Origin of the sequence: Roseomonas gilardii subsp. gilardii (genome assembly GCF_023078375.1) — a bacterium.
GTDB lineage: Bacteria > Pseudomonadota > Alphaproteobacteria > Acetobacterales > Acetobacteraceae > Roseomonas > Roseomonas gilardii.
Genome location: NZ_CP095554.1, coordinates 2,556,210 through 2,581,676, shown reverse-complemented (window position 1 = coordinate 2,581,676; position 25,467 = coordinate 2,556,210). Strand labels below are relative to the sequence as shown.

The window sequence follows — 25,467 nt, the reverse complement described above, 5'->3', positions numbered from 1 at the left end:
GGCGGCTCAATCGCGCAGCAGTTCGTTGATCGAGGTCTTCTCCCGCGTGCGGGCATCCACCCGCTTCACGATCACGGCGCAGTAGAGTGACGGCCCCTGCGAGCCGTCCGGCAGCGGCCTGCCGGGCAGGTTGCCGGGCACCACCACGGAATAGGCGGGCACGCGGCCCACGAAGACCTCGCCCGTGGCGCGGTCGATGATCTTGGTGGAGGCGGACAGGAAGACGCCCATCGACAGCACGGAGCCGCGGCCGACGATCACGCCCTCGGCCACCTCGGAGCGGGCGCCGATGAAGCAATCATCCTCGATGATCACCGGATTGGCCTGCAGCGGCTCCAGCACGCCGCCGATGCCGACGCCGCCGGAAAGGTGGCAGTTCTTCCCGATCTGGGCGCAGGAGCCGACCGTCGTCCAGGTATCCACCATGGTGCCGGAATCGACATAGGCGCCGACATTCACGAAGGAGGGCATCAGCACCACGTTCGGCGCGATATAGGCCGGGCGGCGGGCCACCGCGCCCGGCACGGCGCGGAAGCCGGCCTCGCGGAACTGGGTCTCGCTCCAGCCCTCCCACTTCAGCGGCACCTTGTCCCAGGCCCCGGCGCCTTCCTCCCGGCGGAAGGTGTTGTCCTCCAGCCGGAAGCTCAGCAGCACCGCCTGCTTCAGCCACTGGTGCACCGTCCATTCGCCATTGGCGGAGACGGAGGCGACGCGCTGCCGGCCGCTGTCCAGCAGGCCCAGCGCATCCGCCACGGCCTGGCGGTCGGCGCCCTGGGTGGTGGGGGTGACCTCGGCGCGGCGCTCCCAGAGCGCCTCGATGGTCTTCTGCAGGCTGGACAGGTCCATGGTCCCGATGATCCCGATAGGTGTGGCGGATGCGTTTGGCGTGACCCTCTCGCGCGCACCAGCAGGCGTGTCAACGCGCCGCTTTCGGAGGAATCGCCCCTCCCGCCCATTGCGGGCTTCGCAACACCCCTTCGACCCGTGCCAGGATCGCCTCCGGCGACAGGATTCGGAGCACGGAAGCCCATGCTGAGGATCGGGGAACGGAGCCTGCCGCGGCAGCGCGGGCGTTTCGCGCGGGCGGGCGGCGAGATCGCCTATGAAGTGACCGGCGAGGGCCCGGCCATCGTCTTCGCCCATGGCCTGGGCGGCAGCCACCTGTCCTGGTGGCAGCAGGTGCCCGATCTCGCGCGCGACTTCCGCTGCGTCACCTTCGCCCATCGCGGCTTCCGTCCCTCCACGGACGCGACGCCGCCGCTGGGCCTGGACGGCTTCGCCGAGGATCTGCTCGGGCTGCTGGACCATCTGGACCTGCCCGATGTGGTTCTGGTCGGGCAGTCCATGGGTGGCTGGAGCTGCCTGGAAGTGGCGCTGCGGGCACCCGGGCGTGTCCGGGCGCTGGTGATGTCAGCCACCTCTGGCACCATCGACCCGCGCGGCGCCGCCGATCTCGGCGACTGGCCGGACCGCGCCGCCCGGGCCGCCGCGCGCTGCGCCGAACTCGGCATCCATCCCGCCATGGGCGAGCGTGCGGCGCGGGAACAGCCGGCGCTCCATCTTCTCTATCGGGGGATCGACGAGAGCGCGGAGGCCGACAAGGCCGCGCTGCGCCCCCGCCTAGTGGCCGGGCGCACGAGGCCGGCGGACACGGTCCGCAACCTCGCCATGCCCACGCTCTTTGTGGCCGGGGAGGAGGACATCGTCTTCCCGCCCGCCGCGGCGCGTGCCCTGGGCGGGATGGCCGGGCGCCCGGCGGTCATCCTGCCGGAATGCGGCCATTCGCCCTATTTCGAGCGCGCGGCGGAGTTCAACGCGCTGCTGCGGGCCTTCCTGGGATAGGCCGCCCCGCCATGACGCGGGGCGGCGGGTGCCATCAGGGCCGGATCAGCGTCCCCGGCCCGGCATCGGTGAAGAGCTCGGCCAGCACCGCATGCTGCACCCGGCCGTCGAGGATCACGGCGCCCTCGACGCCCTGCTCCACCGCCTCGATGCAGGTCTCGACCTTGGGGATCATCCCGCCGGAGATCATGCCGCTCTCGATCCCGGCCCGGACCTCGGCCACCGTCATCTCGGGGATCAGGCGCTTGTTCCCGTCCAGCACGCCGGGCACGTCGGTCAGCATCAGCAGCCGCGCCGCCTTCAGCGCCCCGGCCACCGCCCCGGCCACCGTGTCGGCGTTGATGTTCAGGGTCTGGCCCTTCGCATCCACCCCCACCGGCGCCACCACCGGCACGATGTCAGCGCCGATCAGCAGTTCCAGGACGCGGGTATCGACCTTCTCCGGCTCCCCCACGAAGCCCAGGTCCAGCACCTTCAGTTCGCCGGTCCGCGGGTCCGTGACCGTCTTCAGCGTCTTGCGCGCGGTGATCAGGTTGCCGTCCTTGCCGCTGATGCCGACGGCGATGGCCCCGGCGCGGGTGATCGCCTCGGCCACCTGCTTGTTCACCGATCCGGCGAGAACCATCTCCACGATGTCCACCGTCTTCGCATCGGTGACGCGCAGCCCCTGGATGAATTCGGACTGCACGTTCAGCTGCTTCAGCATGGCGTTGATCTGCGGCCCGCCGCCATGCACCACCACCGGATTGATGCCGACCTGTTCCAGCAGCGCGATGTCCTGGCCGAAGCGGAAGGCCGTCTCCTCCTCCCCCATGGCATGGCCGCCATACTTCACGACCACGACGGCGTCGTCATAACGCTTCAGGAAAGGCAGCGCGCCGGAAAGGAGCGCGATGTTGTCGCGCACGGTCTCGGTCATGGCATCGGCTCCGATGGGTCGCGGCGGGAGGCGCCGTTCGCCTCTTGCGGGCACCGCAGCACAGGGTCAAGAGCCCCCGCGAGGTCCTGGCCCGGATCGGTACGGGCCTCTCGGGCGGCAAGGAGCGGGCGGGGTATGCATCCGGACTGGTGGGGTCAGCCCGGGCGCTCCCGCTCCTCGCCGCGCCGATCAGCCGGTGCGCGGGCGGGAAATCCGGCGCACCGGGGGAAGCCACAGGAAGAGTCCGGCCGGGACAGGCCGATGCGGGGGGAGCTCTGCGTCACATCGAGGAGCGGTCGGAGATGAGCCGGCTCCCCGATGATGCGGCGCAACTCCGGCCTCGTGTCGACCGGGCAGCGGTCGGGCGTCGCGGCCTGGACGGCCGGGGCCAGCAAGGCAACACAGAGCGCAAGGACCACGCGTCTCACCGAACCCTCCCTGGGGTTTCCCTGTCTTAGGGTCGTCAGGGGATTCGGGAGAAGCACGCAAAGGTTGAACTGCGGCCATTATGCCGCACTGTGGCCACAAAGCCTCAGTTCGTGCCGGGGATCAGGGCTGGATCAGGGCCAGGGCCGCAAGTTCCGCCCGCAATTCGGGAATGCCCAGGCCCTTCTCGCTGCTGGTGGTGATGACCAGGGGATGCGCCGCGGCCTGCTTCGCCACCAGGCGCTCCGCCTCCTGCTGCCGCTTCGCCAGCCGCGCCGGCGGCGTGTCGTCGGCCTTGGTCAGCACGATCTGGAAGGGCACCGCCGCCTTGCCGAGCAGGTCCATCGCCGCCCGGTCCGAGTCCTTGGTCTCCACCCGCGCGTCGAGGAGCAGGATGACCCGCCGCAGGGTCGTCCGCCCCCGCAGGTAGTCGAACATCAGCCCCTGCCAGTCCTCCTTCACCGCCTTGGCCGCCTGGGCATAGCCGTAGCCCGGCATGTCCACGAGGGTCAGGCGCGCCTGACCCTCCTCGCCCAGCTCGAAGAAGTTCAACTGCTTGGTGCGCCCGGGGGTGTTGGACACGCGGGCCAGGGTCTTCTGCCCCGTCAGCGCGTTCACCAGCGAGGACTTGCCCACATTGGAGCGGCCGCAGAAGGCCACCTCCGGCAGCCTCGCCTCGGGCAGTTGGTCCAGCCGCTGGGAGGCGAAGACGAAGCGGCAGGGCCGGGCGAAGAGCAGCCGCCCGGCCTCCAGCGCCGCGAGGCGCTCGGCCTCGCGCTCATCCACCGGAGCGGCCGGGGCACCGGCCTCCGGCTTGTGCTCCGGTGCCTTGCTCATGTCCGCGCCAGCTTCTTCTGCTCGCGGCGCTCCGCCCGCTCGCGCCGGGTGATCCAGGCCTGCTGGAGCACGGAGAGCGTGTTGTTCCAGCTCCAGTAGATCACCAGACCGGCCGGGAAGCTCGCCAGCATGAAGGTGAAGATCACCGGCATCCAGGCGAAGAGCTTGGCCTGGATCGGGTCGGGCGGCTGCGGGTTCAGCCGCTGCTGCGCCCACATGGTGAAGCCCATGATGATCGCCCAGACCGGCATGTGCAGCATGTGCGGCGGATCCCAGGGGATCAGCCCGAACAGGGTGAACAGGTTGGTCGGGTCGGGTGCCGAAAGGTCCCGGATCCAGCCGAAGAACGGCGCGTGCCGCATCTCGATGGTGACGAACAGCACCTTGTAGAGCGAGAAGAAGACCGGGATCTGGATCAGGATGGGCAGGCAGCCGGAGGCGGGGTTCACCTTCTCCGTCTTGTACAGGCCCATCATCTCCTGCTGCATCTTCGCCGGGTCGTCCTTGAACTTCTCCCGGATCTCGTTCATCCGCGGGGTCAGCGCCCGCATCCGCGCCATGGACTTGTAGGACTTGTTGGCCAGCGGGAAGAACAGCGCCTTCAGTGCCACCGTGAAGATCATGATGGCGATGCCGAAGTTGCCGACGATGTGGTACAGCCAGTCCAGCGCGTAGAAGAACGGCTTGGTCAGGAAGTAGAACCAGCCGAAGTCCACCGCCTTGTCGAAATCGGTGATCCCCAGATTGTCGCGATAGGCGTCGAGGGTGCGGACCTCCTTGGCGCCGGCGAAGACGCGCGTGCCGAAATCCGCCGTCGCGCCCGGCGCCACGCTCACCGGCTGCGGCGCGGAGAAGTCCACCTGCCAGCGGTCGCCCTCGGGGCCCGGCTGCTCCTGCGTGTGGCGGAAGGCGGCACGGATCTGCTCCTGCGGCGTCATCGCGGTGACGGCGGCCAGCCAGTACTTGTCCGTGAAGCCCGCCCAGCCGCCGGTGCTGTCCTCCTGGAAGGCCAGGCCCTGCGCCTTGTTCGCGGCATCCTTGGCCGCCGAGTACTTCAGCTCCTGCAGGTGCCCGCCGAGCACGCCGACGAAGCCTTCATGCAGGATGTAGTAGTTCGCGAGCTGCGGCGTGTGCTCGCGCCGCACGCGGGTCCAGGGCAGCACCTGCACCGGCTCGCTGCCGTTGTTGATCACCCGCTGCTGCGCCGAGAACATGAAGTTGTCGTCCACCGACACCACGATCTCGAAGATCTGGCCGGCGCCGTTGTCCCAGCGCAGGGTCACCGGGTGCTGCGGCGTCAGCGGCGCCTTGTCCGCCACCGTCCAGTCGGTGTCGGGCCCCGGCACCGGCGTGCGGCCGTCGGCGGCGCTCCAGCCCCACTGGGCGAAATAGGGCGCGGCCTCCCCGCGCGGCGCGAACATGCGCACCAGCGGCGAGTTCGGCGCGACCGTCTCGCGGTAGTTCTTCAGCACCAGGTCGTCGAGCTTCGCGCCCCGCAGGTTGAGGCTGCCGGCAAGGCGCGGCGTCTCGATCGGCAGGTGCTCGGAGGCGACGCGCTCCGGCGGCACCGCGCCCTGGGTCGGGGCGGGGGAGCCGATGCCGGGCGGCAGGGGCTCGGTCGGCGCCTGGCGGGCCTGCTGCTGGCTCTGCACCTGCTGCTGCACCGTCGGGCGGTTCCACAGCTCGAAGCCCAGAAGGATGGCGATCGAGATCGCGATCGCGACGAGCAGTCGCTTATTGTCCATCGATTCAACCGTTCTCGCGGGCGGAGGGTGCCCCGGAGGGAAATGTCCCGGAGGGGCATGGCGCGGGCGGGACAGGGTCCCATCCGCCCGGGTTCCAGGGGTGGCAGCGCAGGATCGCCGGGCCGTCAGCCAGGTGCCGCGCGCGGCGCCATGGCTGGCCAGGGCTTCGAGCGCGTAGTCGCTGCAATGCGGGTGGAAGCGGCAGTGGCTGCCGATGATGGGGCGCAGCCCATAGCGGTAGGCATGCACCGCGACGGTCAGCGCACCGGCAGCGGGGGTCATGCCCCCTGCCCCGGTGCGGCCACGGGGCCGGCTTCCGCGGCACAGGCTGGTGCCGGATCGGCTGCGGGCCGCACAAGGACGCCTGTCTGGCGAAGAGCACCGCGCAGGTCGCCGAGCAGCGTGGGCCAGTCGCGCGTCATCACCCCGTCGCGGGCCACGAGCACGAGGTCCCAGCCACGCAGATCGCAGCCCGGCGGCGGAGCTGCGTGCAGCAGTTCATGGGCGGCGGCGCGCAGCCGGCGCTTGGCGCGGTTACGCACCACGGCATTGCCGAGCTTCTTCGTCGCCGTGAATCCGACGCGAAGAGGCCCTTCCGTTTCCGGAAGAGCCTGCAGCAGCACACTGGGCCGTGCCGCTCGCTTACCCTTGCCCGCGACGCGAAGGAACTCGCGCCGCCGCTTCAGGCGCGGCAGGGCCATGGGGTGCGGGAACCGCGCGCCGTCCGCTCAGGCGGACAGGCGCTTGCGGCCCTTGGAGCGGCGGTTGGCGACGACCCTGCGGCCGCCCACCGTCTCCATGCGGGCGCGGAAGCCGTGCCGGCGCTTCCGGACGAGCTTGGAGGGCTGATAGGTACGCTTCACGGCACGTGGCTCCGTTCCGAAGAAAGTGGCTGGATCTGCCGGGACCGACCCCCGTTGCGGGTCCTCCCGGCCGTGCCCGTCTCCGTCCCCTCCCCGAGGGCAGGGAGACAGGCACGACAGGCAACGCCGGCCCCGGTGCACAAGGCGACGGGTCCGGCGCGGTTGGCGCTGTATAGGGAGAGGGTATCGGACCCGTCAACCACTCAACGCGCGGGATCGGCGCGCGGCCGGCCCCATTTTCCCGCATCCCATCACCGGCAATCCCGTCCCACCGGTGCGATCCCCTCCTGACGCGGGGCGCGGCTGCGGCCATAAGGGGCGGCGCATGCCTGAGACCGACATCGCCGTGATCGGCGCCGGCTCCGCCGGCCTTTCCACCGCCACCCTCGCAACCCTGCTGGGCCGGCGTGTCACCCTCTTCGAGCGCGACGCGCCCGGCGGGCGGCGGCTGCGGCAGCGACTGCCCCTGGATGCGCTGCTCGCCGCCGCGCGCACCGCGCAGGCCCTGCGGCAAGGGGGGCGAATCGGGCTCCGCGCCGCGGACCTGGCCATCGACTGGGAGGGGGTCCGCGCCCATCTCCGCCGCGCGACGGAGGCGCTGGAGCCCGAATCCTCGGAAGCCCGGCTGCGCGGCATGGGGGTCGAGCTCGTCACCGGCTCCTCGGCGCATTTCCTGGCCCCCGACTGCCTGGAGGCCGCGGGCCGCAACTGGCGCTTCCGCCAGGCCGTGGTGGCGGCGGGCACCGCGCCGCTCCTGCCGGCCATCGAGGGTCTGGCCGACATCCCCTATCTCGACGGGCAGAGCGGCCTCGACCTGGACGCACCGCCCGGGCACCTGCTGATCCTGGGCCATGGCGCGGAGGCGCTGGAACTGGCCCAGGCCCATCAGCGCCTGGGCTGCCTGGCCACCGTCGTCGCGGAGGGCCCGATCCTGCCCGGGCTGGAGCCGGAGATGGTGGACCTGCTGCGCGAATCGCTCCGGGCGGAGGGTGTCACCCTTTGCGAAGGCCATCCGGCGGTGCGGGTGGAGCGCCATCCCGCGGGGCTGGAGCTGCTGCTGGAGGATGGCCGGCGGATCACCGGCACCCATCTCCTGCTGGCCACCCCGCCCCGGCCCCGCCTGGCGCCGCTGGACCTCGCCGCCGCCGGCATCGCCGCGACCGCGGACGGCATCGCCACTGGCCCCGGCCTTCGCACTCAGGGCAACCGCCGCGTCTGGGCGGCGGGCAGCATCGCCGATGTCGCGGATTCCGGCCCATGTTCCGACAGGGCGGAGGAGCACGCGGCGGTGCTGCTGCGCTCCCTGTTCCTGCGCATCCCGTGCCGGCCCTCCGCGCCGCCGGCCACCCGCCTGGTCCGCACCGATCCCGAGTTGCTGCAGGTCGGCCTGACCGCCGCCGAGGCGGAGGCGGCGGGGCATGGCGTCCGGGTGCAGCGGCGCGGCTTCACCGAGAATGGCCGGCTGGTCGCCGAGGGCCGGTCGGCGGGGCTGGTGCGGCTGGTGCTGGACCGGCGGGACAGGCTGCTCGGCGCCGCCGTCCTGGCGCCGGGCATCGCCGCGCCACGGGAGCTTGCCGGGGCCCTGGCCCTGCTGCTGGGCCGTCCGTTGCGCGACCTCGCCGCCCTGCCCCTTCCCCTCCCTTCCCTGGGGCCGGCCCTGCGCCTGGCGGCGCTGGACAGGCTTGCGCCGGAGCTGGACCGGCCCATGCTGCGGAAACTCGTGTCACTGCTCGGGCGTCTGCCTTGACGATGCGGCTGCGGCCGCACCGCGCAGGCTGCCAGTGCCACAGCGGAACGGAATGAAGAGGAGAGACTCCATGGAACGCAGCCTGGAGGGTCGTACGGCCCTGGTCACCGGCTCCACCAGCGGGATCGGGCGCGGCATCGCCCTCGCCTTCGCCCGGGCAGGGGCGAAGATCCTGCTGCACGGGCTGGGCGCGCCGGGGCAGGTGGACAGGGTCCGCGCCGAGCTGGCCGAGGTCACCGGCGGCGAGGTCGCCTATTCCGCCGCCGACCTGTCGGATGCGCGGGAGGTCCGCAAGATGTGCGCCCAGGCGGAGGAGGTCCTCGGCCATGTCGATATCCTGGTGAACAATGCCGGCATCCAGTTCACCAGCCCGGTGGACGAGTTCCCCGAGGAGAAGTGGGACCAGATCATCGCGATCAACCTCTCCTCCGCCTTCCACGCCACCGCCGCCCTGCTGCCCGGCATGAAGAAGGCGGGCTGGGGCCGCATCATCAACATCGCCTCTGCCCACGGGCTCGTCGCCTCGCCGAACAAGGTCGCCTATGTCGCCGCCAAGCACGGCATCGTCGGCATGACCAAGGTGGTGGCGCTGGAAACGGCGCGCGGCACCGGCGTCACCTGCAACGCCATCTGCCCCGGCTTCGTCCGCACCCCGCTGGCGGAGGCCCAGGTCGAGCCGATCGCGAAGCGCGAGGGCGTTTCCGCCGAGGTGGCACTGACCGAGCACCTGCTGCGCCCCATGGCCTCCCGCCGCTGGGTGGAGGTCGAGGAGGTGGCGCAGATGGCCCTCTATATCTGCGGCCCGCACACCGATTCCCTGACCGGCGAGATCCTCAGCCTGGATGGCGGCTGGACCGCCGCCTGATGGAAGGCAGTGTTCCCCCCGCCTCCTCGCCAGGCCTGGCCCTCGCCGGCCCTGGGCTGGAAAGCCGGGAGGAAGGCCGGGCGAGGCGGGCGGTGAACCTCGCCCTCCAGGGCGGCGGCACGCATGGTGCCTTCACCTGGGGGGTGCTGGACCGACTGCTGGAGGAGGAATGGCTGGAGATCGCCGCCATTTCCGGCACCAGCGCCGGGGCGATCAACGGCGCTCTCGTCACCCAGGGGCTGGCGGAAGGCGGCCCCGGGCGGGCGAAGGCCCTGCTGGACCGCTTCTGGTGGGGGCTGGCACAGCGGCTCTCCTTCAGCCCGCTGCGCAACACGCCGCTGGAGAAGGCCTTCTGGGGCTACGACCTCAGCTACAGCCTCGCCTGGCAGACCTTCGATACGCTGACCCGCGTCTTCTCGCCCTATCAGATCAATCCCACGCCGCTCGACCTGAACCCGCTGCGCGAGGCCCTGGCCGAGGTGCTGGACCCGATCGTCCTGCGCCGCGACCCGGGCGGGCCGAAGCTCTTCGTGTCCGCCACCAATGTCCGCACCGGCAAGGCGCGGGTCTTCGAGCGGCCGGAGATCGGCGTGGAGGCCCTGCTCGCCTCCGCCTGCCTGCCGCAAATCTTCAAGGCGGTGGAGATCGACGGCGAGGCGTTCTGGGATGGGGGCTTTCTGGGCAATCCACCGCTCTGGCCGCTCTATGGCCGGGGGTCGCCGCCCGATATCGTGCTGGTGCAGATCAACCCGCTGACCCGGCCGGACATCCCCTACACCGCCTCCGACATCATGACCCGGATGCAGGAGATCGGCTTCAACGCCTCGCTGATGTACGAGATGCGCGCCGTCGCCTTCGTGCAGCGGCTGCTCGCCAGCGGCACGCTGAACGACCCGCGCTACGGCGCGCTCTACATCCACATGATTGAGGACGAGGAGCTGCTGCGGAACTTCGGTGTCTCCAGCAAGTACAATGGGGAGGGCGAGTTCCTGGCGGCGCTCAAGCGCCATGGGCGGGATGCGGCGGAACGCTGGCTGCGCGACGGGACGGGCGCGCTCGGCCAGGAGAACGGGGTGGACCTGCGGGCACGCTTCCTGTGACGGAAGGGGGCGTCAGCCCGCTCCGGACGGTGCCGGGCTTCCTCGGCACCGTGGCGGAGCGGATCTGGCGCGCCTGGTGGCAGGAGGAAGAGCCGGACCCCGGCCCCGTCGCCGCCCGGCTGCGGCAGGGCCTGCATGGCGATACCCTGCCCCAGGCCCTGGTGGCGCATCTGGGCGGGCACTATCTCGGCCATGTCCTGCTCATCGGAAACGACCTCGCCGAACGCCCGGCGCTGACGCCCTGGCTGGCCGCGCTCTGGGTGGAGCCGGAGCAGCGCGGGCGGGGCCACGCCACACGGCTGCTGGCGGCGGGGGCGGGACTCGCGGCGCGCCTCGGCTTCACGGCGGTCCATCTCTGTGCCCGGCCGGCGCTGCGCGGCTTCTATGACGGGCGCGGCTGGCATCTGGCGGAAACCGCCGTGGGGCCGGATGGGCTGGATGTCTTCCGGCAACCGCTTCCGGAGCGGGCTTAGCCTCGCCGCCTATCTCAGCCAGAGCAGGCGGGCCGGCCGCCCCCGCGCCAGGAGGACCACCGCGTTCTGCCGGAAGCGGCGCCCCAGCACGGCCAGCCGGCGCGGCGGCGCCAGGACCAGGCGCTGCTCCTCGCGCCAGCGCCCTTCGCCGCTGTGCGCGGGGAGGCTGGGCAGAGACCGGGCGGCGTGCTCCAGGCGTTTCTGCCGCCGCCGGTTCTCCCTCCCGGACAGGCGCCGGCCCAGCGGGTTCCAGGCCGTGATCAGCCCACCGGAACAGGCGCCCGCGGAGCCGCACAGCCGGGCGAGCAGCGCGTCCACCCGGCGGCTGCGGCGGCCGATGCGGACCGGCACCCCGGCGGCCTCGTAGAGGGCACGGCGATAGGCGCCCCGCAGGTGCGCCGGCACCGCCCCGCCCGTCACGACAGGTGCAGCAGGACACCCTTCAGATAGGCGCTTTCCGGCAGGGCGGGATGCACCGGGTGGTCCGGCCCGGCCCCGAAGATGCCGAGAATCCGCCCATCCCGCCGGGCCCGGCCCAGCCCCTCCACCACCGCGTCGGTGAACTCGCCCGTGCCAACATGGTGGGAGCAGGAGGCGATGAAGAGGATGCCGCCCGGCGCCACCAGCCGGGCGGAAAGCCGCGCCAGCCGCGCATAGGCCCGCAGCGCCGGCCCATGGTCCTTGCGCGTCTTGGCGAAGGCCGGCGGGTCGGACACGACGACGCCGAACTCCCGCCCCTCGGCCGCCATGGCCTCCAGGCTTTCCATCGCCTCCCCGCGGCGATAGGCGACGCGGTCGGCGAGGCCATTGCGCTCCGCCGTGTCCCGCGCCGTGGCCAGGGCATGCTCGGATCGGTCGAGCAGCGTCACCTCGCTGGCCCCGGCCTTCGCCGCCTGCAACCCGAAGCCGCCCGTGTGGCAGAAGGCATCCAGCACCGTCTGCCCACGCGACAGGGCCGCCACCCGGGCGCGGTTGTCCCGCTGGTCGTAGAACCAGCCGGTCTTCTGCCCGCCCAGAGGGTCCACCGAGAAGGCCACGCCGCCTTCCTCCACCGTGGCGCGCGCATCCTCGCCGGCCAGGAGGCGGACCTCCTGCGGCAGCCCTTCCAGCCCGCGTACCGAGGCATCGTTGCGCGCCACTACGGCGCGGAGCGGCAGCAGGTCGCGCAGTGCCGAAAGGATGTCCGGCGTGGCCAGTTCCATGCCGGCGGTGTTGGCCTGGAGCGCCAGCACGTCGCCATAGCGGTCCAGCACCAGCCCCGGCAGGCCGTCGGCCTCGGCATGGGCGAGGCGGTAATAGGGCCCGTCGCGCAGCCTTTCGCGCAGCGCCAGGGCCGAGGCCAGCCTTTCGTGCCAGAAGCCGGGGCCGGCCGACGCCTCCGGAGCGCGGCTGAGCCGCCGGCCGGCGATCAGGGAATGCGGGTTGTACTGGTACAGGCCAAGGCGGCTGCCATCGTCGCCTTCCACCCGCACCAGCCCGCCGGGCGGGAGCGCCTTGGTGGCCGTGCCGGTGGCGACCTCGTTGGAGAAGATCCAGGGATGGCCCGCCTTGGCCCGGCGCTCGCGGCCGGGCAGCAGGCGGATCTGGGGAATGTCGGAGTGGGTCATGAAGGCGCGGACCATGCCGCCGGGCGGCGCCGCTGTCCATCGGCCCGGCAGGGGTGGTGGCCGCGCGTCGGACCTGTCAGCGGTATTCCGAGATCTCCACCAGATTGCCGTCCGGATCGCGCAGATAGACGGAGCGGATCGGCCCGGTGGCGCCGGTGCGGTCCACCGGGCCGAGCTCGATCGCCAGACCGCGTTCCTCCAGCAGGGCCATCACCGCCTCCAGCGGCCGGTCGGCGATCAGGCAGACATCCGCGCTTCCTGGCGTGGGAGTCGCGGCACGCGGCAGGACCGGCGCCCCCGCCGCCTCGTGCAGGTTGAATTTCTGCCGCCCGAAGCAGAGCGCCACCCGGCCGTTGCCGAAGACCTCCTCCCGCATCCCCAGGCCACGCACATAGAAATCCCGCGTCCGCGCGATGTCGCGCACCGTCAGCACCAGATGATCCAGCCGGTCGATCATGTCCTTCTCCTTTCTTGGCTGCCGCCGTGATGGCTCATGGCGACCAGCGGACCTCGCGCATGCCGGGCAGGGTGGCGAGCTCCTCCAGGAAGGGCGGGACATGCCGCCGGCTGCTGTACCGCCCGCGCCAGCGCAACTGGTAGCGCCGCGTGCAGGCCCTGCCGCCATCGCGATAGGCGACCGCCTGCCGCACCGTCTCGTAGCCCAGGGCCGCGAGGCGGGCCTCCATCCCCAGATCCCGCATCGCGGCGCTGTCGCCCGCCAGGAGCAGCGTCCCGGTATGGATCTGGTGCAGCCGCCCCTCGGCCCATTTCAGCGCCCAGACCACCGCCAGGCCCAGCAGCACGCCGGCGACGCCCAACCCGATCGTCCCGGCCCCGAAGCAGAGCCCGGCCACCGTCACGAACCACAGCGTCGCCGCAGTGGTGACGCCGGTCACGGTCCCACCCTGGCGCAGGATGGCGCCGCCGCCGATGAAGCCCACCCCGGTCAGGATCCCGAGGGGCATGCGCATCACATCCATGGTGATGACGCTGTGGTCGGGACGGCGGGCGCTGGTCGTCAGGATATCGGCCAGCAGCATCGCCAGGGCCGCGGCCAGGCAGACCAGCATGGTCGTGCGCAGCCCGGCGGCGCGCCCCTTGACCCCGCGGTCGATGCCGAAGGCGGCCCCGGCCAGCGCCGCCAGCACCAGGCGGAGGGCGATGTCGGACCAGACGGGGTCGCTGTGCATGGTGCGGCCTGCCTCTCAGCGGCTTTCGCGCTCCGGTGTCACCCAGCGTATTCCGGGACCTCCCGGTCCAGGATGCGGCGGATGCTGGCGAGGTGCAGCCGCGCGCTTTCCGGGTCGCCTTCCCGCATCCGCGCCGCCGCCTCGCGCGCCACCGGCTCCGGCACGATCTTCAGGGGCCGGCCGGTGGACAGGGCCAGGCGCTGGGCCTCGGCGGCACGCTCCAGGTAGTAGAGGTCGTCCCAGGCCTCGGCGATGGTCGGCCCCACCACCATCACCCCGTGGTTCTTCAGGAAGCCGATATCGGCCTCGCCCATCGCCGCCGCGAGCCGGTCCCCTTCCCGCTCATCCAGCGCGAGGCCGTTGTAGTCCTCGTCCACCGCGACGCGGCCGTGGAACTTCAATGCCGTCTGCCCGGCGAAGAGCAGCGGCGGCCCCTCGGTCATCGCAAGGGCGGTCGCGTTGGGCATATGCGTGTGGAAGGCCGCCACGGCGCGGGGGTGGCGCATGTGCAGCCGCGCATGGATGTAGAAGGCCGTCGCCTCCGGCTTGCCCTCCCCCGCCAGCACATTCCCCTGGAAGTCGCAGACCAGCAGGCGGGAGGCGGTGATTTCCTCGAAGGCCCAGCCATAGGGGTTCACCAGCATCAGCCCGTCATGCCCCGGCACCAGGGCGGAGAAATGGTTGCAGATGCCCTCCTGCAGCCCCAGCCGCGCCGCCATGCGGAAACAGGCGGCGAGATCGCGGCGCGCTTCCAGGATCGCCTCCGAATCGAGCGCCGCGTTGCGGAGGATGACGGGCGCGCCGCCACCGGTCTGGAATTCATGGGCCATCGCCACCCGGCTCCCTGGCTGACAGTCGGGGCGGAGCCTCGCCCCGTCCGCGGCGGACGGCAAGAGGCGCGCGGGACCGGTCGCCGATCAGCCGCGCGATCACCCGCGCGATTACCCCCCGGCCAGCCGCGCGATCCCGAAGGCCGCGCCCGCCGCCGCCGCGCCGATCGCCGCCGTCTGCACGGCGCCGCTCAGCCGCGGCATCCCCGTTGCCCGTGCCTTGAGCCAGCCGAAGGCCAGCAACGCCAGGCCCGTGACGGCGCAGGACACGGCCAGCGATGCCCGCGTGTCGTCGAGCAGCATATAGGGCAGCAGCGGCACCAGCCCGCCCATCACATAGGAGCCGCCGATCCGCAGCGCCGAGCGCGGTGCTTCGCCCGCCTCCGGCTCGTTCAGTTCCAGTTCGGCGCGCATCATGAAATCGACCCAGCGCGTCCGGTCCGCGCAGATCGCGGCGGTCGCCTTGCGCAGCGTTTCCCCGCGCAGCCCGTAGCGGTGCAGGATCGCGGCCACTTCCCAGCGCTCGCGCTCCGGATATTCGTCCGTCTCGGCCCATTCGCGCCGGTACTCGGTGGCGTAGCGGTCGGCCTCGCTGCGCGCCGCGAGATAGCCGCCCAGGCCCATGGCGATACAGCCCGCCGCGATCTCGGCCAGGCCAGCGGTGACGATCAGCGGATTGGCCGCCACCGCGCCCGACAGGCCCGCCGCCAGGGCGAAGGGCACCGTCAGCCCATCCGCCGTGCCGATCACGAGGTCCCGCACCAGCGGGGAGGAGGTGGCGTGCGCCTCCGGCGGGGATGGGCCGGGCGGTGGGACGGGGAGGCCGTCATCGGACAAGACGAGTGTATCCATGGCCGTCAGAGTGGCGGACCACACCTCCGATCGGCCAGAAAAATTCCCTTCATCTTTTTGAATTTCCTATGAATTCTGCGGATGAGACGCTTTTGCGGGGTTATCGTGCTGCATCGCGGCACCGCGCCAGGGTTGGCGGATCGGGCGCCCCCCTCTATGAACTCACGCTTCGGAGATCACGCCTTGGCCACGACCGAACCAGATTCCCAGGCGCCCGCGCCGCCCAACCCTGCCCTCGCCGCCCAGGCCGCGATCCTGGCGCAACCGGCGACGCCGCTGCGCCGGATGGCCGATGCCATCCGGGTGCTGGCGATCGATGCCGTCGAGAAAGCGAAATCCGGCCATCCCGGCATGCCCATGGGCATGGCCGACGTGGCCACGGTCCTCTGGACCCGCTTCCTGAAGAACGATGCCGACGACCCGCGCTGGGCGGACCGTGACCGGTTCGTCCTGTCCGCCGGGCACGGCTCGATGCTGCTTTACGCCCTGCTGCACCTCACCGGGCAGGCGGGTATGGGCATCGAGGAGCTGAAGCGCTTCCGCCAGCTCCACTCCCCCGCCGCCGGCCATCCGGAATATGGCGAGCATCCCGGCATCGAGATGACCACCGGCCCGCTGGGCCAGGGCATCTCCACCGCCGTCGGCTTCGCCATGGCGGAACGGCTGCTCGCTGCCCGCTTCGGCAAGTCGCTGGTGGACCACCGCACCTGGGTGATCGCCTCCGACGGCGATCTGCAGGAAGGCATCAGCCACGAGGCCTCGTCGCTGGCCGGGCACCTGAAGCTGAACAAGCTCTGCGTGCTGTGGGACGACAACCACATCTCGATCGACGGCGACACAGCGATCTCCTTCTCGGAGGACGTGCTGGCCCGCTATCGCGCCTATGGCTGGGCGACACGGCGGATCAACGGCCACGACCATGAGGAGATCGCGGCGGCTCTCACCTGGGCGCAGAAGTCGCGCAAGCCGGTGATCATCGCCTGCCGCACCATCATCGGCTTCTCCGCGCCCAGGAAGGCCGGCACCGCCGCCAGCCACGGCGCGGCGCTGGGGCCGGACGAGGCCACGGCGGCGAAGTCGGCGCTGGGCTGGAACCATGCGCCCTTCGAGATCCCCGAGGGGATCAAGGGCGAATGGGAGGTGGCCGGGCGCCGCGCCGGGGGCACGCGCCGTTCCTGGCTCAAGCGGCTGGCCAAGCATCCGCAGCGCGCCGAGTTCGAGCGCGCCATGGCGGGCCGCCTGCCGGACGACTGGGCGGAGGTCTTCTCCGCCTACAAGGCCAAGGTGGCGGAGGACAGGCCGAAGATCGCCACGCGCATCGCCTCCCAGCGCGCGCTGGAGGTGCTGGTGCCGGCCATCGCCGAGATGATCGGCGGCTCGGCCGACCTGACGGGGTCCAACAACACCAACGTCAAGGGTATCCCCTCGGTCACGCCGGACAATTTCTCCGGCCGCTACATCCATTACGGCATCCGCGAGCACGGCATGGCCGCGGCGATGAACGGGATGGCGCTGCATGGGGGGCTGATCCCCTATTCCGGCACCTTCCTGGTCTTCGCCGACTATCTGCGCCCTTCGCTGCGCCTCGCCGCGCTGATGAAGCAGCGTGTCGTGCATGTGCTGACGCATGACAGCATCGGGCTCGGCGAGGACGGGCCGACGCACCAGCCGGTAGAGACGCTGGCCTCGCTGCGCGCCATGCCCAACCTCTTCGTCTTCCGCCCGGCGGATGCGCTGGAGACGGCGGAGTGCTGGGAGCTGGCGCTGCGCCGGGCCGACGGGCCGAGCGTGCTGGCACTGTCGCGCCAGAACCTGCCGGCCCTGCGCGGTGAGGCGGGCGAGAACCGCTGCGCCCGCGGCGGCTATGTGCTGGCGGAAGCCTCGGGCGAGCGGAAGGCCACCCTGGTCGCCACCGGCTCCGAAGTCCATATCGCCATGGCGGCGCGCGAGGCGCTGGAGGCGGAGGGCATCCCCACCGCCGTCGTTTCCCTGCCCTGCTGGGAGATCTTCGCCCTGCAGGACGCGCAGCACCAGGACGCGGTGCTGGGCAAGGGCCTGCGCGTCGGCATCGAGGCGGCGCTGGGCTTCGGCTGGGAGCGCTGGACCGGCACTGACGGAGTTTTCATCGGGATGCACGGGTTCGGCGCTAGCGCGCCGGCGGAACACCTGTATCCCCATTTCGGCATCACGGCGGAGGCCATCGCGGCCGCCGTCCGGAAGAAACTGTCGTAACCACAGGTAGGAAGAAGGGGTTCGTCTCATGGCTGTTAAGGTCGCCATCAACGGCTTCGGCCGCATCGGGCGTCTCGTGCTGCGTGCCGCCTGCGAGAGCGCGCGCGACGATGTCGAGTTCGTCGCCATCAATGACCTCGGCTCCGTCGAGGCGAATGCCCATCTCTTCCGCTATGACAGCGTGCATGGCCGCTTCCCCGGCGAGGTGATCGTCGAGGGCGACAGCATCACCATCAAGGCCCATGGCAAGACCTGGGGCCCGATCAAGGTGACGGCCGAGCGCGACCCGACCAAGCTGAAGTGGGACGGCGTGGACATCGCCGCCGAGTGCACGGGCATCTTCACGGCGCGCGAGAAGGCGCAGGTCCTGCTCGGCACCGGCGCCCGGAAGGTGCTGATCTCCGCCCCCGGCGAGGGCGCGGACAAGACCATCGTCTATGGCGTGAACCACAAGACGCTGACGGCCGAGGACAAGATCGTGTCCAACGCCTCCTGCACCACCAACTGCCTGGCGCCGGTCGCCAAGGTGCTGCACGAGAAGTTCGGCATCCTGCGCGGCTACATGGTCACCATCCACGCCTATACGGGTGACCAGAACACGGTGGACACGCTGCACAAGGACCTGCACCGCGCCCGCGCGGCGGCGGTTTCCGCCATCCCGACCTCGACCGGCGCGGCGAAGGCCGTGGGCCTGGTGCTGCCGGAGCTGAAGGGCAAGCTGGACGGCACCGCCATCCGCATCCCGACGCCGAACGTCTCGCTGGTCAGCCTGGACTTCGTGCCGGAGAAGACCGAGGGGCTGACCAAGGACGCCATCAACGCGGCGCTGAAGGCGGCGTCCGAGGGCGAGCTGAAGGGCATCCTCGGCTACAACACCGAGAAGCTGGTGTCGGTGGATTTCAACCACGATCCGCACTCCTCCACCTTCGACGCGACGCAGACGCAGGTGGTCGATGGCGGGCTGGTGCGGGTGATGTCCTGGTACGACAACGAGTGGGGCTTCTCGAACCGGATGAGCGACACGGCCGCCTATCTCGGCAAGCTCTGAGGCTGTCGGGGGCCGGGGAGGTTCGCTTCCCCGGCCTTTTTTCTTTACTGATTTAGGATTTTAGTCCTTTATCCCTCCGGACGGATGGAGGGCTTCGCCATGGCTGGCAAGAGGGTTCTGCTCAAGGTCTCGCCCCAGGGGCAGGTGACGTTGCGGCGCGGGGTGCGCGAGGCGCTCGGGAACCCCAGGCATCTGGAATGCTGGATGGAAGGGGGGTGCTGATGCTGCGGCCCGCACTGTCCGCCACGCTGGAGGAGGCGGAGGCGCTGTTCGGCGAGCAGGGGATCACGCGGGACGTGCTGGTGGAGGCGCTGCGGCTGGTGCGGCGGCGGGAAACGGCCGGTGAGCGAATTTGATTTTATTCCTATGCTCCAACCGGCGCGCAAAATCAAGAGGGCCGGATGTGGCCGAGAGTCTGCCACCGGGGATGGGCAACTGGATCGGCTTTCCTGCCGATGCTAGGAAGGCGGCCGCTGTCTCAGTCAGCCCTTCCCCAGGATCAGGACCTTCCGATGCCAGCCTTCCGCACCCTCGACACGCTCGATCCCAAGGGCAAGCGCGTCCTGCTCCGGGCCGATCTGAACCTCCCGGTGCGGGACGGGAAGATCACGGACATGACGCGGATCGAGCGCCTGGTGCCGACGGTCAAGGAGCTGGCGGAGAAGGGGGCGAAGGTGATCCTGTGCTCCCATTTCGACCGGCCCAAGGGCAAGGTCGTGCCGGAGATGTCGCTGAAGCCGATGGCGGAGGCGCTGAGCAAGGCGCTGGGCAAGCCGGTGGCTTTCACGGGCGACTGCATCGGCCCGGAGGCCGAGGCGGCGGTGGCGAAGCTGGCGGATGGCGAGGTGCTGCTGCTGGAGAACACGCGCTTCCATGCGGGCGAGGAGAAGAATGACCCGGCCCTGGCGCAGGGGCTGGCGAAGCTCGCGGATGTGTATGTGAACGACGCCTTTTCCGCCGCGCACCGCGCCCATGCCTCCACTGAGGGCGTGGCGAAGCTGCTGCCCGCCTATGCCGGGCGGCTGATGCAGGGCGAGCTGGAAGCGCTGGACGCGGCGCTGGGCAACCCGTCGCGGCCGGTCGTGGCGATCGTCGGCGGTTCAAAGGTTTCCACCAAGCTCGACCTGCTCGGCAACCTGTCGAAGAAGGTGGATGTGCTGGTGATCGGCGGCGCCATGGCGAACACCTTCCTGGCGGCGCAGGGGCATCCGGTCGGCAAGTCGCTGCAGGAGGCGGAGATGCACGACACCGCCCGCCAGATCATGGCGGAGGCGGCGAAGACGGGCTGCGAGATCGTGCTGCCGGTCGATCTGGTGGTGGCGCCGCGCTTCGAGGCGAATGTGGCCACGCGGACGGTGCCGGTGGATGCGGTGCCGGAGGACATGATGGCGCTGGATGTCGGGCCGAAGACGGTGGAGCTGATCGAGGACAAGCTGCGCACCGCCTCCACCCTGGTGTGGAACGGGCCGCTGGGCGCCTTCGAGACGCCGCCCTTCGACACGGCCACGGTGGCGGTGGCGCAGACCGTGGCCGCGCTGGGGGCCTCGGCGGGGCTGAAGTCCATCGGCGGCGGCGGCGACACGGTCTCGGCGCTGAAGCATGCGGGGGTGATCGACCGCATGACTTATGTTTCCACCGCCGGCGGTGCCTTCCTGGAATGGCTGGAGGGCAAGACCCTCCCGGGCGTGAAGGCGCTGGAAGCTGCCTGATCCCCCTCGCCGGGGAGAGCGGAAGCAGATGTGAAGGGGGCCGTGGCGGGATGACCGCCACGGCCCCTTGCCTTTGATCCGGTCTTCCCGCGCCTCGACCGATGTTCGGATATTGCGGGAATCCGACCGCGTGTTACGGTCTCTTGCGGGACACTCTTCATCCGTTATCCTGCGAGGAATTCGCATCTGGCCCTGGCCCCTGCCCGAGCGGGGGCCGGTCATGGCTTGAATGTCTCGTGCATCCGGTCGGCCATGGAGGGCGCCACGGCGCCACCGGGCGGCATCCCGGATGCCCATACCGGGCGTGGAAGGGAGCAGGGTTACGGTCCGGCATGGATCGGAGCCCGGTCCGGGGGGACTTTCCTTTCCCCGTTTCGGCTGGTGCGGTGCGTGCCGGACAGGGAAACCCGTCCGGTGCGTGCCGCCCATGCCGGTGGGGGGCATTTCGCCCCACGGCCTCTTTTCAGTAGCCGCGCCGGGGGTCGACCAGGTTCGGCAGGGGGCGTCCCTCGCGCTCCGCCCGCAGGTTCTCGAACAGGATGTCCAGCGTGCGGTCGTTGTAGACCAGCGGGTCGTCGGCCGACATGTGGGGCGTCACGAACAGGCCCGGCGTGCGCCAGAGCCGGCTTTCCGGCGGCAGCGGCTCCGGCACCGCCACATCGGTCAGGCAGGCGGAGAGATGGCCGCTTTCCAGCAGGTCGCAGGCGGCGTCCTGATCCCAGACGGGGCCACGGGCGATGTTCACCACCCCTGCCCCGCGCGGCAGAAGCGAGAGCCTTTCACGCGACAGGATACCGCGCGTCCGCGGGGTGAGCGGGCAGGCCAGGACCAGCATGTCGCAGCGCGGGAGGACCGAATCGAGCGCCTCCTGCGGGAAGGTCTCGTCGCAATCCGGGTGGGGCTCGCTGCCGTTGCGGATGCCCAGCACCCGCATGCCGAACTGCCGCGCCCGGCGGGCCGTGGCGCCGCCCAGCGCGCCCAGGCCGAGCACGCCCAGCGTGGCGCCGGCCAGGCTGGGGGCGAGGCGAGGCGCCCAGCGGCCCTCCCGCTGGCATTCCGCGAAGAAGGGGATGTGGTTGCGCAGCATCAGCAGGGCCATGATGGCGAACTCGCCCGCCTTGTCCCCATGCGTGCCGCGGTTGTTGAGCATCGCCACGCCGTCCGGCAGCCAGTCGAAGGGCGCCATCCGGTCCACCCCGGCCGAGGTGAAGGACAGGATGCGCAGATGCGGGGCGCGTTGCCGCAGCGGCCCCGCGCGCAGGGGGTCCCCCGGCAGGCCGGTCCAGGTCACCAGCACCTCGGCCTCCCGCAGCCCGTCCTCCAGCCCCTGGGGGTCTTCCGCCATCGTCATGGCGAGATGGGCCATGTCCGGGTGGCGCGCGACCGCCGACGCCCACTGGGTGGGAGTGATGCTGAGGTCGGAGGCGGGGGGATTCTGGATGTGCAGACGCATCGGAGCCGAATGCCAGGAAGTGCCCCGGCGCGCCACAGGCCAATGGGGGCGGCCGGGTGATCCGGAGGCTCCATGGCCGCCATTACGAGATATGATCGCGCCCCCGGTGGCGGGGCTCCCTCCCCCGGTCCAAGTCTGCGGTCAGGCTTTTTCCCCGAAGGAGATACGGCATGGCCAAGGTTCTGGTCCTTTATTACTCGATGTACGGCCATATCGAGACCATGGCGCAGGCCGTGGCCGAGGGTGCGCGCGGCGCCGGGGCCGAGGTGACGGTCAAGCGCGTCGCCGAGATCATGGACCCTGAAGCCTTCGCCAAGGCCGGCGGCAAGGCGAACCAGGCGGCCCCCGTCGCCAGCCCGCAGGAACTGGCCGACTATGACGCCATCATCGTCGGTGCGCCGACCCGCTATGGCCGCATCTCCTCGCAGATGGCGCAGTTCTGGGACCAGACCGGCGGCCTCTGGGCGAAGGGCGCGCTGATCGGCAAGGTCGGCTCCGCCTTCACCTCCACCGCCAGCCAGCATGGCGGGCAGGAGACGACGCTGATGGGCATCCACACCATGCTGTTCCACCATGGCATGGTGCTGGTCGGCCTGCCCTATTCGGCGCCGGGGCTGGTGGTGCTGGACGAGGTCACGGGCGGCACGCCCTATGGCGCCTCCACCATCGCGGGTGGGCAGGGCCAGCGGCAGCCTTCCGCGAACGAGCTGGAGCTGGCCCGCTTCCAGGGCGAGCATGTGGCGAAGATCGCGGCGAAGCTCGCGGGCTGAGGCGGCGGAGGGGGCGGGACCGCCCGTCCCCCGGCCCGCCGGGGGAGGCGCCGTCCGCTCAGTCCAGGCGGATCACCACCTTGCCGAGATGCGCCTGGCTTTCCAGGTGGCGATAGGCCGCCTGGGCTTCCTCGAAGGGGAAGACCCGGTCGATCACCGGGTGGATGCGGTGGAAGGCGACGGCGCGGTTCATCGCCTCGAACATCTCGCGCGAGCCGACAAAGACCCCGCGCAGGTCGATGGCCTTCTGCATGACCGGCAGGGGGTCGATCTGCCCGCCGGTCAGCACGCCGATCAGGTGGACGGCGCCGCCCACGCGGGTGGCGGCGATGGATTTCGGCAGGGTCCCCGCTCCGCCGACTTCCACCACATGGTCCACGCCGCGCCTGCCGGTGAGGGTCCAGACCTCCTTCTCCCAGTCCGGATGGGTGCGGTAGTTCACGCCAGCATCGGCGCCCAGAGCCTTCGCCCGCTCCAGCTTCGTGTCGGAGGAGGAGGTCAGGATCACCCGCGCCCCGGCGGCATGGGCGAATTGCAGGGCGAGGATCGAGACGCCGCCCGTGCCCAGCAGCAGCACGGTCTGTTCCGGCCCCACCGGGCGCAGCGCGGTCAGGGCGTTCCAGGCCGTCACCCCGGCGCAGGGCAGGCAGGCACCTTCCTCGAAGGACAGGTGCTCCGGCAGGTGGACCAGCCCTTCCTCCTCGAAGAGCACGTATTCCGCCAGCACCCCGTCGATGGAGCCGCCCAGGGCGGTGGCGCGGTAGGATTCGTCGGGCGGGCCGGCGATCCAGCCCTGCATGAAGATGCCGGCCACCCGGTCCCCTTCCTTCACCCGGGTCACGTCCGGCCCCACCGCCGCGACCTCGCCCGCCCCGTCGGAGAGGGGCACCAGCCCCGGCTGGACCCCTGCCCTGCCATAGCGGCCCGTGGCCACCAGCAGGTCGCGGTAGTTCAGCGAGGCCGCCCGCATCCGCACCAGCACCTGCCGGCGGCCGGGGCGCGGCACCTCGCGCTCCGTCAGGGTCAGATCCTCGATCGCACCGGTTTTCGGCAGGGTGTAGAGGCGCATCGGCAGGCTCCGTCACGGGGCCCCGTGGCGGGAGTGCCGGGGGCCGGTGCCTGAATGGGGGGCGGAGGCGCGGGGTTTCAACCCGCGCCGCCCCTCACCTGCGCGTCAGCCTTCCAGCGCGGGCGCCGCGTCCTGCACATGCAGGGAGGCGGAGACGGTGCCGTTCCAGCTTTCCGCCCGCAGCGTGCCGCAGAGATGCAGCGGCACCCCGCCGGAATTGAGCAGGAGATGCGCCAGCGGACCTTCCTTCGCGCGGAAGCAGACCGCCTTCAGCCGCCCTCCCCCTCGCCTTCCAGGAAGGCGCGGATGGTGCCGCCCTCCCGCCCCACCCGGTCGGCGCGGACGATGCGGGCGCGGCGGATGGCGAAGACCGGTTCCTCGTTGCCGGCGCCGAAGGGGGCCAGCCGCCCGACCTCCGCCGCGAAGCCCGCTGTCGCCGCCTGGACGGTGATCGTGCCTTCCACCGCCAGGTCGGCGGCGGCGGGCAGCGTGTTGGCATGGCCGAGGCGCTCGTGGAGGAAGGCGCGGACCTCCTCGATCCGGCCGGCCTCGAAGGAGAAGCCGGCCGCCATGGCGTGGCCGCCGCCGGTCAGCATCAGCCCGGACTGGCGCGCCGCGATCACCGCCGCGCCGAGATCCACCCCCGGCACCGAGCGGCCCGAGCCGCGCGCCAGGCCCTCGGCCAGGGAGGCCACGAGGGTCGGTCGGTTGAAGCGTTCCTTGACCCGGCCGGCCACGATGCCGACCACGCCGGGGTGCCAGCCCTCGCCGCAGATCATCAGGACGGGACTGCCCGCCCCGGCCTGCTTCTCCGCCTCCGCGAAGGCGCCGGTCAGGACATCGGCCTCGACCTCCTGCCGCCGGCGGTTCACCTCGTCGAGCCGCGCGGCGATGGCGCGGGCCTCGACCGGATCGTCCAGCAGCAGCAGGCGCAGCGCCAGGTCGGGCTCGCCGATGCGGCCGGAGGCGTTGATGCGCGGCCCGAGCACGAAGCCCAGCGTGTGGGCGGTGGGGGCCTCCTTCACCGCCGCCATTTCCAGCAGGGCGGCGATGCCGGCATGCTCGCGCCGGGCCATGACCTTCAGCCCCTGCGCCACCAGCGCACGGTTCAGCCCGACCAGCGGCATCACGTCGCAGACCGTGGCCAGGGCCACGAGATCCAGCAGGTCCAGCAGGCGCGGCTCCGCCCGGTGGGCGAAGAAGCCGGTGCGGCGCAGGATGCGCTGGAGGGCCACCGCCGTCAGGAAGCAGACGGCCGCGGCGCAGAGGTGGCGCAGGCCGGAGGGGCAGTCGAGGCGGTTCGGGTTCACCACCGCCGCCACCGGGGGCACCGGCCCTTCCGACTTGTGGTGGTCCAGGATCACCACATCCGCGCGGCCGCGCGCCGCCTCCAGCGCCTCCTGCGCCGCGATGCCGCAATCGACGCAGACGATCAGCGTCGCGCCCTGGTCGCAGAGCCCGGCGATCGCGGGGGCGTTGGGGCCGTAGCCTTCGCGGATGCGGTCGGGGACGTAATGCGTGACCTCGCAGCCCAGCGCCCGCAGCACGCGCACGGTCAGCGCGCCGGCGCAGGCGCCGTCCACGTCGTAGTCTCCATAGACGGCCACCCGCTCCCCCTGGCGGACGGCGCCGGCGAGACGCTCCGCCGCCACCTCCATGTCCTTCAGGCAGGAGGGATCGGGCAGCAGCGCGCGCAGCGTCGGGTCGAGGAAATCCGGCGCCGTTTCCGGCGTCACGCCGCGCCCGGCGAGCAGGCGGCCGACGATCTCGGGGAGTTCCAGCCGCTGCGCGATGGCGAGGCCCAGCCGCTCGTCGCCGCCGCGCCAGAGCCAGCGCCGGCCGGTGACGCTCCGCGCCACCCCCAGAACGGGTTCGGGGGCGGCGCGGCGG

The 25,467-nt window shown here is 71.3% G+C and carries 25 protein-coding genes and 1 pseudogene; 11 read left to right on the top strand and 15 right to left on the bottom strand.

Going from position 1 to position 25,467, the window contains the following annotated elements:
• Positions 1–6: 6 nt before the first annotated feature.
• Positions 7–846, bottom strand: coding sequence for a 2,3,4,5-tetrahydropyridine-2,6-dicarboxylate N-succinyltransferase (dapD, locus tag MVG78_RS11735; protein WP_247551671.1), 840 nt, complete (start codon positions 844–846; stop codon positions 7–9).
• 183 nt (positions 847–1,029) lie between these two features.
• On the opposite strand from dapD, the gene MVG78_RS11730 reads away from it, so the two are divergent.
• Positions 1,030–1,842 (top strand): alpha/beta fold hydrolase, encoded by an 813-nt coding sequence (locus MVG78_RS11730; protein WP_247551669.1) that lies wholly within the window; start codon positions 1,030–1,032, stop codon positions 1,840–1,842.
• Between the two features lie 34 nt (positions 1,843–1,876).
• Here the strand turns inward: MVG78_RS11730 and argB are convergent, their stop codons facing one another.
• The 5 genes from argB to rpmH form a co-directional block, all read right to left on the bottom strand.
• Positions 1,877–2,761 carry an acetylglutamate kinase gene (argB, locus tag MVG78_RS11725; protein ID WP_247551667.1) on the bottom strand — a complete coding sequence of 295 codons (885 nt, stop codon included), beginning with the start codon at positions 2,759–2,761 and terminating at the stop codon, positions 1,877–1,879.
• A 549-nt stretch (positions 2,762–3,310) separates the two neighbouring features.
• Entirely contained in the window at positions 3,311–4,024 is a 714-nt protein-coding gene (gene yihA, locus MVG78_RS11720; protein ID WP_247551665.1) for a ribosome biogenesis GTP-binding protein YihA/YsxC, read from the bottom strand.
• Complete coding sequence (gene yidC / locus MVG78_RS11715; RefSeq protein WP_247551663.1) at positions 4,021–6,051, bottom strand: membrane protein insertase YidC; 2,031 nt, start codon at positions 6,049–6,051, stop codon at positions 4,021–4,023. The genes yihA and yidC overlap by 4 nt, the downstream gene beginning before the upstream one ends.
• Positions 6,048–6,470 (bottom strand): ribonuclease P protein component, encoded by a 423-nt coding sequence (rnpA, locus tag MVG78_RS11710; RefSeq protein WP_247551661.1) that lies wholly within the window; start codon positions 6,468–6,470, stop codon positions 6,048–6,050. Before rnpA ends, yidC begins: the two co-directional genes overlap by 4 nt.
• Before the next feature lie 27 nt (positions 6,471–6,497).
• The gene (rpmH, locus tag MVG78_RS11705) at positions 6,498–6,632 is read right to left on the bottom strand and encodes a 50S ribosomal protein L34 (protein WP_019461403.1); all 135 of its coding nucleotides are present in this window, start codon (positions 6,630–6,632) and stop codon (positions 6,498–6,500) included.
• A gap of 325 nt (positions 6,633–6,957) precedes the next feature.
• Between rpmH and MVG78_RS11700 the strand changes: the two genes are divergently transcribed.
• The 4 genes from MVG78_RS11700 to MVG78_RS11685 all read left to right on the top strand — a co-directional run bounded on the left by MVG78_RS11700 (position 6,958) and on the right by MVG78_RS11685 (position 10,817).
• Complete coding sequence (locus tag MVG78_RS11700) at positions 6,958–8,379, top strand: FAD-dependent oxidoreductase (protein ID WP_247551659.1); 1,422 nt, start codon at positions 6,958–6,960, stop codon at positions 8,377–8,379.
• A gap of 70 nt (positions 8,380–8,449) precedes the next feature.
• The gene (locus MVG78_RS11695) at positions 8,450–9,244 is read left to right on the top strand and encodes a 3-hydroxybutyrate dehydrogenase (RefSeq protein ID WP_247551657.1); all 795 of its coding nucleotides are present in this window, start codon (positions 8,450–8,452) and stop codon (positions 9,242–9,244) included.
• Positions 9,244–10,344, top strand: a complete 1,101-nt coding sequence (locus MVG78_RS11690; protein WP_247551655.1) for a patatin-like phospholipase family protein — start codon at positions 9,244–9,246, stop codon at positions 10,342–10,344. Before MVG78_RS11695 ends, MVG78_RS11690 begins: the two co-directional genes overlap by 1 nt.
• A complete protein-coding gene (locus MVG78_RS11685) occupies positions 10,341–10,817 on the top strand; it encodes a GNAT family N-acetyltransferase (RefSeq protein ID WP_247551653.1) in 477 nt (158 codons plus the stop codon). Before MVG78_RS11690 ends, MVG78_RS11685 begins: the two co-directional genes overlap by 4 nt.
• A 9-nt stretch (positions 10,818–10,826) precedes the next feature.
• Here MVG78_RS11685 and MVG78_RS11680 read toward each other — a convergent pair whose 3' ends face one another.
• The 6 genes from MVG78_RS11680 to MVG78_RS11655 all read right to left on the bottom strand — a co-directional run bounded on the left by MVG78_RS11680 (position 10,827) and on the right by MVG78_RS11655 (position 15,281).
• Positions 10,827–11,222: a DUF3293 domain-containing protein gene (locus tag MVG78_RS11680; RefSeq protein WP_247551652.1), complete on the bottom strand. Its 396-nt coding sequence runs from the start codon at positions 11,220–11,222 to the stop codon at positions 10,827–10,829.
• Positions 11,223–11,233: 11 nt separating this feature from the next.
• Positions 11,234–12,424 carry a class I SAM-dependent rRNA methyltransferase gene (locus MVG78_RS11675; protein WP_247551650.1) on the bottom strand — a complete coding sequence of 397 codons (1,191 nt, stop codon included), beginning with the start codon at positions 12,422–12,424 and terminating at the stop codon, positions 11,234–11,236.
• A gap of 76 nt (positions 12,425–12,500) precedes the next feature.
• Positions 12,501–12,881 carry a VOC family protein gene (locus MVG78_RS11670; RefSeq protein ID WP_247551648.1) on the bottom strand — a complete coding sequence of 127 codons (381 nt, stop codon included), beginning with the start codon at positions 12,879–12,881 and terminating at the stop codon, positions 12,501–12,503.
• Between the two features lie 34 nt (positions 12,882–12,915).
• The gene (locus MVG78_RS11665; RefSeq protein WP_247551646.1) at positions 12,916–13,614 is read right to left on the bottom strand and encodes an MgtC/SapB family protein; all 699 of its coding nucleotides are present in this window, start codon (positions 13,612–13,614) and stop codon (positions 12,916–12,918) included.
• A 38-nt stretch (positions 13,615–13,652) separates the two neighbouring features.
• Positions 13,653–14,444 carry an aldolase gene (locus MVG78_RS11660; protein WP_247551644.1) on the bottom strand — a complete coding sequence of 264 codons (792 nt, stop codon included), beginning with the start codon at positions 14,442–14,444 and terminating at the stop codon, positions 13,653–13,655.
• A gap of 111 nt (positions 14,445–14,555) precedes the next feature.
• Positions 14,556–15,281, bottom strand: a complete 726-nt coding sequence (locus MVG78_RS11655; protein WP_247551643.1) for a VIT1/CCC1 transporter family protein — start codon at positions 15,279–15,281, stop codon at positions 14,556–14,558.
• A gap of 300 nt (positions 15,282–15,581) precedes the next feature.
• Between MVG78_RS11655 and tkt the strand changes: the two genes are divergently transcribed.
• From tkt to MVG78_RS11640, 5 genes are all read left to right on the top strand, one after another.
• Entirely contained in the window at positions 15,582–17,528 is a 1,947-nt protein-coding gene (gene tkt, locus MVG78_RS11650; RefSeq protein ID WP_247560415.1) for a transketolase, read from the top strand.
• 28 nt (positions 17,529–17,556) lie between these two features.
• Positions 17,557–18,576 carry a type I glyceraldehyde-3-phosphate dehydrogenase gene (gap, locus tag MVG78_RS11645; protein ID WP_247551641.1) on the top strand — a complete coding sequence of 340 codons (1,020 nt, stop codon included), beginning with the start codon at positions 17,557–17,559 and terminating at the stop codon, positions 18,574–18,576.
• Between the two features lie 99 nt (positions 18,577–18,675).
• Positions 18,676–18,798, top strand: a complete 123-nt coding sequence (locus tag MVG78_RS21570) for a hypothetical protein (RefSeq protein ID WP_282615013.1) — start codon at positions 18,676–18,678, stop codon at positions 18,796–18,798.
• Complete coding sequence (locus MVG78_RS21565) at positions 18,798–18,932, top strand: hypothetical protein (RefSeq protein ID WP_282615012.1); 135 nt, start codon at positions 18,798–18,800, stop codon at positions 18,930–18,932. The genes MVG78_RS21570 and MVG78_RS21565 overlap by 1 nt, the downstream gene beginning before the upstream one ends.
• 156 nt (positions 18,933–19,088) lie before the next feature.
• Positions 19,089–20,285: a phosphoglycerate kinase gene (locus MVG78_RS11640; protein ID WP_247551639.1), complete on the top strand. Its 1,197-nt coding sequence runs from the start codon at positions 19,089–19,091 to the stop codon at positions 20,283–20,285.
• 463 nt (positions 20,286–20,748) lie between these two features.
• On the opposite strand, the gene MVG78_RS11635 is transcribed toward MVG78_RS11640, so the two are convergent.
• Positions 20,749–21,738: an NAD(P)-dependent oxidoreductase gene (locus MVG78_RS11635; protein ID WP_247551637.1), complete on the bottom strand. Its 990-nt coding sequence runs from the start codon at positions 21,736–21,738 to the stop codon at positions 20,749–20,751.
• Positions 21,739–21,908: 170 nt separating this feature from the next.
• On the opposite strand from MVG78_RS11635, the gene wrbA reads away from it, so the two are divergent.
• Entirely contained in the window at positions 21,909–22,508 is a 600-nt protein-coding gene (wrbA, locus tag MVG78_RS11630; RefSeq protein WP_247551635.1) for an NAD(P)H:quinone oxidoreductase, read from the top strand.
• 58 nt (positions 22,509–22,566) lie between these two features.
• Here wrbA and MVG78_RS11625 read toward each other — a convergent pair whose 3' ends face one another.
• Positions 22,567–23,577, bottom strand: a complete 1,011-nt coding sequence (locus MVG78_RS11625) for a zinc-dependent alcohol dehydrogenase family protein (RefSeq protein WP_247551633.1) — start codon at positions 23,575–23,577, stop codon at positions 22,567–22,569.
• A gap of 105 nt (positions 23,578–23,682) precedes the next feature.
• Positions 23,683–25,442, bottom strand: a pseudogene (gene recJ, locus MVG78_RS11620) (single-stranded-DNA-specific exonuclease RecJ).
• Positions 25,443–25,467: the final 25 nt, after the last annotated feature.

Excerpts from the sequence above, each read along its gene's own strand:
- dapD (WP_247551671.1), bottom strand. The coding sequence starts at position 846 with ATGGACCTGTCCAGCCTGCAGAAGACCATCGAGGCGCTCTGGGAGCGC.
- MVG78_RS11730 (WP_247551669.1), top strand. The coding sequence starts at position 1,030 with ATGCTGAGGATCGGGGAACGGAGCCTGCCGCGGCAGCGCGGGCGTTTC.
- argB (WP_247551667.1), bottom strand. The coding sequence starts at position 2,761 with ATGACCGAGACCGTGCGCGACAACATCGCGCTCCTTTCCGGCGCGCTG.
- yihA (WP_247551665.1), bottom strand. The coding sequence starts at position 4,024 with ATGAGCAAGGCACCGGAGCACAAGCCGGAGGCCGGTGCCCCGGCCGCT.
- yidC (WP_247551663.1), bottom strand. The coding sequence starts at position 6,051 with ATGACCCCCGCTGCCGGTGCGCTGACCGTCGCGGTGCATGCCTACCGC.
- rnpA (WP_247551661.1), bottom strand. The coding sequence starts at position 6,470 with ATGGCCCTGCCGCGCCTGAAGCGGCGGCGCGAGTTCCTTCGCGTCGCG.
- MVG78_RS11700 (WP_247551659.1), top strand. The coding sequence starts at position 6,958 with ATGCCTGAGACCGACATCGCCGTGATCGGCGCCGGCTCCGCCGGCCTT.
- MVG78_RS11695 (WP_247551657.1), top strand. The coding sequence starts at position 8,450 with ATGGAACGCAGCCTGGAGGGTCGTACGGCCCTGGTCACCGGCTCCACC.
- MVG78_RS11690 (WP_247551655.1), top strand. The coding sequence starts at position 9,244 with ATGGAAGGCAGTGTTCCCCCCGCCTCCTCGCCAGGCCTGGCCCTCGCC.
- MVG78_RS11675 (WP_247551650.1), bottom strand. The coding sequence starts at position 12,424 with ATGACCCACTCCGACATTCCCCAGATCCGCCTGCTGCCCGGCCGCGAG.
- MVG78_RS11670 (WP_247551648.1), bottom strand. The coding sequence starts at position 12,881 with ATGATCGACCGGCTGGATCATCTGGTGCTGACGGTGCGCGACATCGCG.
- MVG78_RS11665 (WP_247551646.1), bottom strand. The coding sequence starts at position 13,614 with ATGCACAGCGACCCCGTCTGGTCCGACATCGCCCTCCGCCTGGTGCTG.
- MVG78_RS11660 (WP_247551644.1), bottom strand. The coding sequence starts at position 14,444 with ATGGCCCATGAATTCCAGACCGGTGGCGGCGCGCCCGTCATCCTCCGC.
- tkt (WP_247560415.1), top strand. The coding sequence starts at position 15,582 with ATGGCCGATGCCATCCGGGTGCTGGCGATCGATGCCGTCGAGAAAGCG.
- gap (WP_247551641.1), top strand. The coding sequence starts at position 17,557 with ATGGCTGTTAAGGTCGCCATCAACGGCTTCGGCCGCATCGGGCGTCTC.
- MVG78_RS21570 (WP_282615013.1), top strand. The coding sequence starts at position 18,676 with ATGGCTGGCAAGAGGGTTCTGCTCAAGGTCTCGCCCCAGGGGCAGGTG.
- MVG78_RS21565 (WP_282615012.1), top strand. The coding sequence starts at position 18,798 with ATGCTGCGGCCCGCACTGTCCGCCACGCTGGAGGAGGCGGAGGCGCTG.
- MVG78_RS11640 (WP_247551639.1), top strand. The coding sequence starts at position 19,089 with ATGCCAGCCTTCCGCACCCTCGACACGCTCGATCCCAAGGGCAAGCGC.
- MVG78_RS11635 (WP_247551637.1), bottom strand. The coding sequence starts at position 21,738 with ATGCGTCTGCACATCCAGAATCCCCCCGCCTCCGACCTCAGCATCACT.
- wrbA (WP_247551635.1), top strand. The coding sequence starts at position 21,909 with ATGGCCAAGGTTCTGGTCCTTTATTACTCGATGTACGGCCATATCGAG.
- MVG78_RS11625 (WP_247551633.1), bottom strand. The coding sequence starts at position 23,577 with ATGCGCCTCTACACCCTGCCGAAAACCGGTGCGATCGAGGATCTGACC.